Genomic DNA, 9,339 nt, shown 5'->3' on the forward strand with positions numbered 1-9,339 from the left:
GATGGCTGAGATCACCGAGCACGATCTGGACGACATCGCGCGCGGCGCGGCCATCCTCGGCACCGGCGGCGGGGGAGACCCCTACATCGGCCGGTTGCTGGCGCATTCCGCGGTCCGCGAGCACGGTCCGGTGCCGTTGGCGCCGCTGTCGGAACTGGACGACGACGCGGTGGTGCTGCCGGTCGCGATGATGGGCGCGCCGACGGTGATGGTGGAGAAACTGCCGTCCGCCGAGCAGGTCGGGCTCGCGGCCCGGACGCTGGCCACCTACCTGGGCAAGGAACTCACCCACATCGCCTGCGCCGAAGCGGGCGGCGTGAACTCGCTGATCCCGGTCGTCGCGGCGGCGCAGCTGGGTCTGCCCTTGGTGGACGCGGACGGCATGGGCCGCGCGTTCCCGGAACTGCAGATGGTTTTGCCGACCCTGTACGGAATCCGCGCGACGCCGATGTCCATCGCGGACGAGAAGGGCAACCGCGGCGTACTGGACACAGTGGACAATCACTGGGCGGAGCGGCTGGCCCGGTCGGCGACCATCGACATGGGTTGCTCGGCGATGATCAGCAACTACGCGATGTCCGGCGCGCAGGCCCGCGAGTCGATGGTGCCCGGCACGCTGACCCTGTGCGCGGAACTCGGCGCCCTCGTGCGGCAGGCCCGCGAGGAGCACGAGAACCCGGTGGATCGCGTGGTGGAGCGGCTGCGNCGGCTGCGCGGGCGGACGCTGTTCAGCGGCAAGGTCGTCGACGTCGCCCGTCGCACCGTCACCGGGTTCGCCCGCGGCGAGGCCCGGCTGTCCGGAATGGACGGTGACACCGGCACGGAAATGCTGCTGCGGTTCCAGAACGAGCACCTGGTGGCCGAGGCGGACGGCGAGGCGTGCGCTTCGGTGCCGGACCTGATCTGCACGCTCGACCGCGAATCCGGCGAGGCCGTCACCACCGAGGGCCTGCGCTACGGCCAGCGGCTCACGGTGATCGCGGCCCCGGCGGACCCGCGCTGGCACACCCCGGAGGGCGTCGCGCTGGCCGGGCCGCGGTACTTCGGTTACGACCTGGACCCGATCGGGGTCGCTGGATGAGCGACGCTTGCGAGCGAATCATGGACACCGATGGCCGCCCCGCCGCGAATGTCGTCGGCGTAGCTCGTTTTTCGGCGGTGCGGACATGAGCTGGACCCTGACCGAGGACCACCTCGAAGACCTCGCCCGCGGCGCGGCCGTCCTCGGCACCGGCGGCGGTGGCGACCCGTACGTAGGGCGGCTGCTGGTGCGGGAGGCGATCCGCGAGCACGGACCGGTCACCGTGCTCGATCCGGACGACCTGGACGACGACGCGCTCGTCGTCCCGACCGCGCAGATGGGCGCGCCGACCGTCGTGCACGAGAAGCTCCCGAACGGCTCCGAACCCGAGCTTGCCTTGCGGGCGCTGGAAAAACACCTCGGCGCGAAGGCCGACGCGACGATGCCGATCGAATGCGGCGGGATCAACTCGATGATCCCGCTGGTCGTCGGCGCGCGGCTGCGCCTTCCGGTGGTCGACGCCGACGGCATGGGGCGGGCGTTCCCGGAGCTGCAAATGGAGACGTTCGGCGTGTACGGCGTCCCCGGTTCGCCGATGGGCATCGCCGGGGAACGCGGCGAAACCACGCTGATCGACACCGGCGCCGACAACCGGCGGATGGAATGGCTCGCGCGCGGGGTCACCATCCGGCTCGGCGGCGTCGCGCACATCGCCGAGTACTCGATGCGCGGCGCGGACGTAAAACGCACCGCCGTGCCGCGGACGCTCTCGCTCGCGTTGAGCGTCGGCCGGGCGATTCGCCTTGCCCGCGAAGAGAATGCCGACCCCGTGGCCGCGCTGGCGACCGCGCTCGGCGACACGTTGTACTCGCATCTGCGCGTGTTGTTCCGCGGCAAAGTGTCCGATGTGGAACGCCGGACCGAGGAAGGGTTCGCCAGGGGACGCGCCGCGGCGGTGTCCTTCGACGGCGAGCACAAGCTGGAAATCCTTTTCCAGAACGAAAACCTGGTCGCGCTCGTCGACGGCGACGTGCGTTGCCTGGTGCCCGACCTGATCTGCGTGCTGGAGGCGGATTCCGCCGAGCCGATCACCACCGAGACGCTGCGCTACGGCCAGCGGGTCATTGTGGTGGGCATCTCGACGCCGCCGCTCATGCGCACCCCGGAAGCACTGGCCACGTTCGGCCCGGCGGCGTTCGGGCTGGCGCACGATTTCGTCCCCGTGGAGGTGGTTTCGTGAGTTCGCTCGACGGCCGGGCGGTCGTGGTGCTCGGCGGCGGTTCCGGGATCGGGCTGGAGGTCGCCCGGCGCGCGACGGCGGCGGGCGCGCTCGTCCACCTCGGCGGCCGGACCGGCGACAAACTCCGGGCCGCCGCGGCGGAGCTGGGCCCGACCGCGACCTGGCAGGCCGTGGACACCACCGGCCAGGCGTCGCTGGCCGAGTTCTTCGGCGCGCTGGACCGGGTCGACCACCTGTTCACGCCCGCCGCGTCCTACACCGTCGGCCCGATGCGGGACCTGAGCGACGAGGAGGCGGAAAGCCCGTTCGTCACAAAGTTCTGGGGCCAGTACCACGCGGTGAAACACGCCGCGCCGAAGCTGTCGGACGACGCTTCGGTGGTGCTGATGTCCGGCGTCGCGAGCGTGCGCCCGCCCGCCGCGGCTCCGGCCTACATCGCGTGCAACGCGGCGATCGAGGGGCTCGGCCGCGGACTCGCGGTGGAGCTGGCCCCGGTACGGGTGAACGTCGTGTCGCCGGGCACGATCGACGGGAACCTGTGGGCCGGGCGTCCGGCGGGCGCGCGGGAGGCGAGTTTCGCGCAGTACCGCGCGGACACCCTGCTGCACCGCGTCGGCCGGGAGTCCGAAGTGGCCGATGCCGTGCTGTACCTGTTCACCAGCACTTACACCACTGGTTCGACGCTGTATCCGGACGGCGGTTACAGCTTCCGCTGATACGCTGACCAGCCATGCGCATCACCGCCGCGGACGTGCCGGCACTCGAACGCGGCGTCGCGCTGCTCGGGTCCGGCGGGGGCGGGGACACCGTCACCGCGGCGGTGCTGCTGCGGCGGCTGACCGAATCCGGCCGCGAACCCGTCGTGCACCCGATCGCGGACGTGGCGCCGGACACCCTCGTGGTTCCGGCCGGGATCGTCGGCGCGACCGCCGCCTTCGCCGAGAAACTGCCGAGCGGCGACGAATTCGTCTCGGCGATCGCGGCGATCGAACGCTGGACCGGGCAGCGCGCGCAGGCGTTGATGACCATCGAGATCGGCGGTCTCAACGGCCTGCTTCCGCTGGTGATCGCCCAGGAACTGGGTCTGCCCTGCGTGGACGCGGACCTGTCCGGACGCGGCCTGCCGCGGCTCGACCAGCTCTCGGTCGCCGCGACCGGCCGAGGCGTCGCTCCGGCCGCGATGGCCGAGCCCGGCGGCCGGGTGGTGGTGCTCGCCGCCGCGCCGGCCGCGGTGGTCGAGAGCGGGATCCGCGCGTTCCTGGCCAGCTCCGGCGGCTGGGCGGCGATCGCGCTGGCCCCGATCCCGGCCGGCGAACTGGCCGAACACACCGTGCCCGGCACGACGAGCGCGGCGCTCGCCCTCGGCGCCCGCGTGCTCGCGGCGGGGGAGAGCGCGGACCTCGCCGCGCTGGAAACGGCCCTCGACGGCCAGGTTCTCGCCCGCGGCCGGGTGCTGGAGGTGTCCCGGCACATCGGCCCGGGCCAGCACGGGCACCCAGGCTTCGGCCGCGGCTCGGCGACGCTGACCGATCACCGCGACGGCGCGCTGCTGCGGCTGGAAATGGAGAACGAGTACCTGCTGGCGCTGCGGGACGGGCGGCCGGTGGCCTCCACTCCGGACGTTCTGTCGGTGCTCGACCGCCGCACCGGCGTCCCGCTGCAATGCGACGCGATCCGCGCCGGGGTGGAGGTGGACGTCGTGTGCCTGGCCGCGTCGCCGTTCTGGACCGACCCGCGACACCGTCCGCTGCTGGAACCGCGTGCCTACGGAATCGACTGCGATCCGGTGGCGGCCCAGTGATTCTCCGTCAGCTGCTCGCACTGCCTTCGTGGGCGGGCCCGGTCCGGGTGTGCGCCGGCGAGTCCGGTTTGGACCGTCCGCTCAAGACAGTCAGGGCCGCGCTCGACGCGTCCGGCGCGCCCGCTTCCGGCGAACTGGTGGCGGTCGTCCGCCCGCTGGGTTCCGATTGGCAGATCGACGCTCTCCTGCGCCGGTGCGCCGACGCCCGGGCCGCCGGAGTCCTGCTGCCCGGAGCCGAACCGCTTGCCGCGTCGCGACTTCTGGCCGAACGGCTGTCGGTGCCGTTGCTGGTCGCGTCCGCCGATCCGCTCGATCTGCTCGTGGCCGCCCGCCTCGCGCTGGCCGCTCCGGACATCGACCGCGCCGACGCGGTGCTCGCCGCGCACCGGGCGCTGGGGGAGCGGCTGCGACCGCCGGAAGAAATCGTGACCGTGCTGCGGCGGCTGCTGGACGCTCCGGTCGCCGTCCTCGACGACCGCGGCGAGGTGCTCGCCGGGGAACTCGCCGAGGCCGCCCGCGTGCGGGTGCACGAGCCAGTCCCGCAACGCGTCGCCCTCGCGGACGGTGTTCTGCTGGCGCATCCTGCGGTGCTGCCGCAGCCGTCGGTCTGGCTGGCCGCTGAGCTGACCGGCGCGAAGGCACCACGCGCGGACGTCGTCGCCGCGACGCTGGCCGTCGCCGCCGGTGCCGTGCAGCGCTGGCTGCTGGCCCACCGCCTGGAACTGGAACGCGATGCCCGCTCCCGGTCCGCACTGCTGGGCGACCTGCTGCGCCAAGACACCGAACCCGGTGCCGACCTGCGCCGACGCGCGGCAGACGCGGGCTGGCGACTCGGCGGCTGGCACGTCGGCCTGCGGATCGGCGTGCCCGCAGACGTCGACACGGTTTCGCGCACGCAGGAGGTCGTGCGTGCGCTCCGGGCCGAGTCGATCGATGCGGTAACCGTCGAACACGGTGAGGGCTGGACCGGCTGGGTCACCTTCGACCAAGAACCGACCGCGGAACGGGTGCGGGCGCTGTCCGCGCGGCTGCGCGCCGTGCACCACAGCCTGCGCCGCACCCTCGACGCGCACCTGGGCGTCGGCCGCCCGCACGCCGACGGTCTCACCGCGACAGTCGCCGAAGCCACCGACGCCGCCCGCCTCGCCGCGACCCGTCCGGAGACCGGGCATTTCCTGCACGTAGACCAGCTCGGCATGGCGCAGCTGCTGCTGGAGTGGACCCGCACGGACACCTTCGAGCCTGCCGCGCGTGCGTTGCTCGCTCCGCTGGTCCCGGTGCCCGGCGACCTGATCCGCACCCTCGCGGCTTACCTCGACGTCGAGTCTTCCCTCGCCGAAACCGCGACGATGCTGGGGATCCACCGGAATACGGTCGCCGCGCGGGTCAGCCGGATCGAGCAGCTGCTGCACGTCGACCTGTCGCGTCCGGACGAACGGCTCGCCCTGCACCTGGCCGCCCGCGCGGTGATCCTGGCCCGGTCCGGTGAGTAGTACTGGCAGGGCCAGTCACAGCCTTGGGGATCGGCTGCGCGGAAGGCAGACTCGGGGCATGGGCAAGAACGACCTTGGCGATTTCCTGCGGGCCCGCCGCGGCGGGCTGAAGCCGGACGAGATCGGTCTTCCGGACGGATTCGACGGCGGACGGCGGGTTTCCGGCCTGCGCCGCAGCGAGGTGGCGCAGCTGGCCGGGGTGAGCACCGAGTACTACACCCGGCTGGAACAAGGCCGTGCCCGGCAGCCGTCCGAGCAGGTGCTGCACGCCCTCTGCGACGCGCTGCGGTTCGACGACATCGAGCGGCGGCATCTGTTCGCGCTCGCGGGAGCCACGGCCGAACGCCTGGACCAGGCCGAGCCTTCGTCCCGGCTGCGTCCGGCGCTGCGGCAGGTGCTGGACTCGATGGAGCTGGCGTCGGCTTTCGTCAGCGACCGGAACCTGACCGTCGTCGGCGGGAACGCGTTGTGGGCCTTGCTGTTTCCCGGCGTGGCCGAGCTGCCGCGGCGGGAACGCAGCATGGCGCGCTGGACGCTGCTGGATCCGCGGGCCCGCCTGGTGTGGCGGGACTGGGCACGCGTCGCCCGCGACTACGTGCACGGGTTGCGGCTGGCCGCGGCCGCGCAGCCGCGGAATCAGCACATCGCCAGCCTGATCGGCGAGCTGATGATGCGGTCGCCCGAGTTCCCGGCGTGGTGGTCGGAACACCGCGTCCGGGAACGCAGCACCGGTCTCAAACGGCTGCGCCATCCGGTCGCCGGCGATCTGGAACTGCAGTACGAGATCTTCGCCTCGGTCGCCGACCCTGGCCAGTCGATGGTCGTCTACAGCGCGCCGGCCGGTTCGCCTTCGCAGGAACGGCTGCGGCTGCTGGCCAGCTGGGGCCGCGAACCGGCCGCTCCTGCCGAATCCTGACCTTCGCCCACCATCAGACCCTGCTGTACCCGCGGGGTCCATACCGTCATGCCCTCTTCACGAAAGGATATCTCGCAGTGCGCAAAACCTTCCTGATCACCGGCGTCAGCACCGGCCTCGGACGGGCCGTCGCCCGGCGCGCCCTCGCCGCCGGGCACCAGGTCGCGGGCACCGTGCGCACCGAAGCGCACGCGGCCGATTTCCGGGCCCTGGACCCCGAACGCGCCCGCGCCTTCGTCCTCGACCTGACCGACGCGGACCGGATCGAACCCACGGTGCGCGCCGCCGAAGCGGAACTGGGCCCGGTCGACGTGCTCGTGGCCAACGCCGGATACGGGCTCGAAGGCACCTTCGAGGAATCGTCGATGGCGGATCTGCGCCGCCAGTTCGAGGTCAACGTCTTCGGCACGGTCGCGACGATCAAGGCGGTCCTGCCCGGCATGCGCGAACGGCGCGACGGCCAGATCTTCGTCATCACCTCGATGGGCGGGCACACCACCTTCCCCGGCCTGGCGTTCTACGAGGGCAGCAAACACGCGCTGGAAGGCATCACCGGCACTCTCGCCCAGGAGGTCGCGCAGTTCGGCGTGCGGGTCACCGCGGTGGCCCCCGGCGCGTTCAAGACCGACTGGGCGGGCCGGTCGCTGGTCCGCGCCCCGCGCGGCATCGCCGACTACGACGCCCTGTTCGACCCGATCCGGACCCGCCGCCAGGCCCTCGCCGGGCAGGGGATCGGCGATCCCGATCGCGCGGGCGACGCGATTCTGCGGCTGCTGGACGCGGAAAACCCGCCGGTGCACCTGCTGCTGGGCTCGGACGCGCTGCGCCTGGTCGCGGCCGGACGTCAGCGCGTGCAGGAGGAATTCGACGCCTGGCAGGACCTGACCCTCTCGACCGACTCTGCCGAAGGCGGCGTGACGGTCGCCTGACCTCATCGGTGCGGGGACCCGGACCGGGTCCCCGCACGGCAGGTCAAACGCGTCCGCGCACGAGGTCGATCAACCGTCCGAGCACGTGATCGCCCGACGCGCGGAGGCCGTTGTGCTCGTACTCGTTGGTGATCCACGGCCGCAGCGCCGGGATCAGCCGCGCGGTCTCCTCGGAGAACACCCGCTCGACGTACATGTCGTCGGCGTAGATCGCGGCCGCCGCCGGGACCGTGCACTCGCGCAGCACGTCGGCGTCGTACAGCCGCGGCCACTCGTGCGCGGCGAGCAACTCGGCGGTCTCCTTCATCGGCCGGAGGCTGTGGAAGTCGTCGAAGAGCCAGGGGAACACGTGCTCGCCGGTGAACAGCGTCCGGTCGGTGCGGAACTCGTCCGGCAGCACGCGCTCGGCGGACCAGCGGGTGGCGAACCCGTCGGCGTAGGACGACTCGTGGATGACCGAATACAGCGGATTGCGCGCGGTGAACGGCAGCGAGCTGGCGACGTCGTGGGCGAAGGCGGGGGACTTCGGGTCGCGTTCGAGCAGGTAATGCAGCGTCTCCTCGCCGCCGCTGGCGCCGAAGAGGTAACCGAGCTGCTGGAACAACCGCGCGGTGAGCGGACTGCCGTCGGGCAGGACCACGGCCCCGTCGTCGAGCAACGGCAGCAGCGCCTCGACGCGCTCGCGATCGCCGGGGTAGCGGAGGTAGTACTGGCGGTTGCGCTCGACGAGGTTCGCGAACGTCGCGGTGTAGACGTCGTCCGGATGCCGCGCGATCGGCGGCAGTCCGCCGGTGAAGAAGGCCTCGGCCAGCCCCTCGGGGTACTGGGAAAGGTAAGCGAGCGTGCAGAACCCGCCGAACGACTGCCCCAGCACGCTCCACTTTTCGACGCCCAGCTGCTGCCGGATGAACTCAGCGTCGCGCACGATCGCGTCGGCGCGGAAATGGGTGAGATAGCCGGCCTGCTCGGCCGGCGTGCCCGGCAGCGCGCCGACCGGCGTGGAGCGCCCGGTGCCGCGCTGGTCGAGCATCAGAACCCGGTACTCCCGCAACGCCCGCGGCAACCAGCTCGGCACGCCCCGCGACGGCCGCGGCGCTTCGTGCCCCGGACCGCCTTGGAGATACACGAGAAACGGCCGTTCCAGCCCGTCCGGATCAGCGACCTCCCGCGCGAAGACGGTGATCTTCGCGCCGCCGGGACGGGAATGGTCGAGGGGGACGGAGAACTCGTGCTCGGTGAGCACCAGGCCGGAAATGCGCACGGTGGTTGCCATAGGGGCGATTCAATCAGAACCGACGTCCGGGAAGCCACGGAAATCGGCGGGTTTGGTCTACTGTGGACGGTCACGCCCGGGGCGCCGGAACCGCGGCGCTGACCCGCAGCTGGCTTGGCCGGGTCCCTCGGCAGGCGGTCACCTCCCGCTGGAGCTTCTCACCCCGACCGGCTTCGCGTCGCTGTGTGCCTGGTCCGAGCCCCGGCAGGGAAACGGCGTTACTCCTTGCCCATCGACCGGCGGATCTCGGCCAGCTTGTCTTTAGCCGCTTCTTTGCGGTCGGCGATCTTCTTGTCCAGCGACTGCAGATCCTCCGGGCCGCCGATCCCGGCGAGCTCCTGCGCGCCGACCGAGGTGGTGTAGCGCTTCTCGATCCGGTCCCGCACGAAGTCGAACGACGGGGCGCCGTTGTCGCTGTAGTCGGGTTCGGGGAGATCGGCGGGCGGCGGCGTGCCGGGACTCTCCACGATCTCCGCGTCGAGCGGCTGCTGTTCGCCGGGCTTGTCCGCGCTCATCGTCTCGCCTCTTCTCGGTCGTCGGCTCCGTCTCCGACCCTAGCCGACCTCGCGCGGGCGGGTGGATGTTTCGCCGCCGCCGAGGTGCGGTAGCCCACTGGGGAGAGAAAGACATCTCAGGTTCTTAGAAGTCAAGCCGCGATCGTGAGTG

9 protein-coding genes are annotated in these 9,339 nt (G+C 71.9%); 7 read left to right on the top strand and 2 right to left on the bottom strand.

Translation table 11 applies throughout. The annotated features are described in order from the left end of the window. The first annotated feature begins 1 nt into the window (after window position 1). The 7 genes from A4R44_RS32460 to A4R44_RS32490 all read left to right on the top strand — a co-directional run bounded on the left by A4R44_RS32460 (window position 2) and on the right by A4R44_RS32490 (window position 7,400). A complete protein-coding gene (locus A4R44_RS32460; protein ID WP_067589116.1) occupies window positions 2-1,081 on the top strand; it encodes a DUF917 domain-containing protein in 1,080 nt (359 codons plus the stop codon). A gap of 85 nt (window positions 1,082-1,166) precedes the next feature. Continuing rightward, window positions 1,167-2,261, top strand: coding sequence for a DUF917 domain-containing protein (locus A4R44_RS32465; protein WP_067589118.1), 1,095 nt, complete (start codon window positions 1,167-1,169; stop codon window positions 2,259-2,261). Further along, window positions 2,258-2,977 (top strand): SDR family oxidoreductase, encoded by a 720-nt coding sequence (locus A4R44_RS32470; protein ID WP_067589121.1) that lies wholly within the window; start codon window positions 2,258-2,260, stop codon window positions 2,975-2,977. Before A4R44_RS32465 ends, A4R44_RS32470 begins: the two co-directional genes overlap by 4 nt. Before the next feature lie 14 nt (window positions 2,978-2,991). After that, window positions 2,992-4,062 carry a DUF917 domain-containing protein gene (locus A4R44_RS32475; protein WP_067589123.1) on the top strand — a complete coding sequence of 357 codons (1,071 nt, stop codon included), beginning with the start codon at window positions 2,992-2,994 and terminating at the stop codon, window positions 4,060-4,062. Further along, on the top strand, window positions 4,059-5,555 hold the full coding sequence (locus A4R44_RS32480; RefSeq protein WP_067589125.1) for a helix-turn-helix domain-containing protein: 1,497 nt from the start codon (window positions 4,059-4,061) through the stop codon (window positions 5,553-5,555). The genes A4R44_RS32475 and A4R44_RS32480 overlap by 4 nt, the downstream gene beginning before the upstream one ends. 58 nt (window positions 5,556-5,613) lie before the next feature. After that, a complete protein-coding gene (locus A4R44_RS32485; RefSeq protein ID WP_067589127.1) occupies window positions 5,614-6,471 on the top strand; it encodes a helix-turn-helix transcriptional regulator in 858 nt (285 codons plus the stop codon). 77 nt (window positions 6,472-6,548) lie between these two features. Further along, window positions 6,549-7,400 (top strand): oxidoreductase, encoded by an 852-nt coding sequence (locus tag A4R44_RS32490; protein WP_067589129.1) that lies wholly within the window; start codon window positions 6,549-6,551, stop codon window positions 7,398-7,400. A 43-nt stretch (window positions 7,401-7,443) separates the two neighbouring features. On the opposite strand, the gene A4R44_RS32495 is transcribed toward A4R44_RS32490, so the two are convergent. Together A4R44_RS32495 and A4R44_RS32500 are read right to left on the bottom strand one after the other, a co-directional pair. Beyond that, on the bottom strand, window positions 7,444-8,673 hold the full coding sequence (locus tag A4R44_RS32495) for an alpha/beta fold hydrolase (RefSeq protein ID WP_067589131.1): 1,230 nt from the start codon (window positions 8,671-8,673) through the stop codon (window positions 7,444-7,446). Between the two features lie 218 nt (window positions 8,674-8,891). After that, window positions 8,892-9,188: a hypothetical protein gene (locus tag A4R44_RS32500; RefSeq protein ID WP_067589133.1), complete on the bottom strand. Its 297-nt coding sequence runs from the start codon at window positions 9,186-9,188 to the stop codon at window positions 8,892-8,894. Window positions 9,189-9,339: the final 151 nt, after the last annotated feature.

It is taken from the genome of Amycolatopsis sp. M39 (assembly GCF_001651785.1).
GTDB lineage: Bacteria > Actinomycetota > Actinomycetes > Mycobacteriales > Pseudonocardiaceae > Amycolatopsis > Amycolatopsis rubida.

What these genes read in the sequence shown, in the direction of transcription:
- A4R44_RS32465 (WP_067589118.1), top strand. Translation starts at nt 1,167, where the DNA reads ATGAGCTGGACCCTGACCGAGGACCACCTCGAAGACCTCGCCCGCGGC.
- A4R44_RS32475 (WP_067589123.1), top strand. Translation starts at nt 2,992, where the DNA reads ATGCGCATCACCGCCGCGGACGTGCCGGCACTCGAACGCGGCGTCGCG.
- A4R44_RS32485 (WP_067589127.1), top strand. Translation starts at nt 5,614, where the DNA reads ATGGGCAAGAACGACCTTGGCGATTTCCTGCGGGCCCGCCGCGGCGGG.
- A4R44_RS32495 (WP_067589131.1), bottom strand. Translation starts at nt 8,673, where the DNA reads ATGGCAACCACCGTGCGCATTTCCGGCCTGGTGCTCACCGAGCACGAG.
- A4R44_RS32500 (WP_067589133.1), bottom strand. Translation starts at nt 9,188, where the DNA reads ATGAGCGCGGACAAGCCCGGCGAACAGCAGCCGCTCGACGCGGAGATC.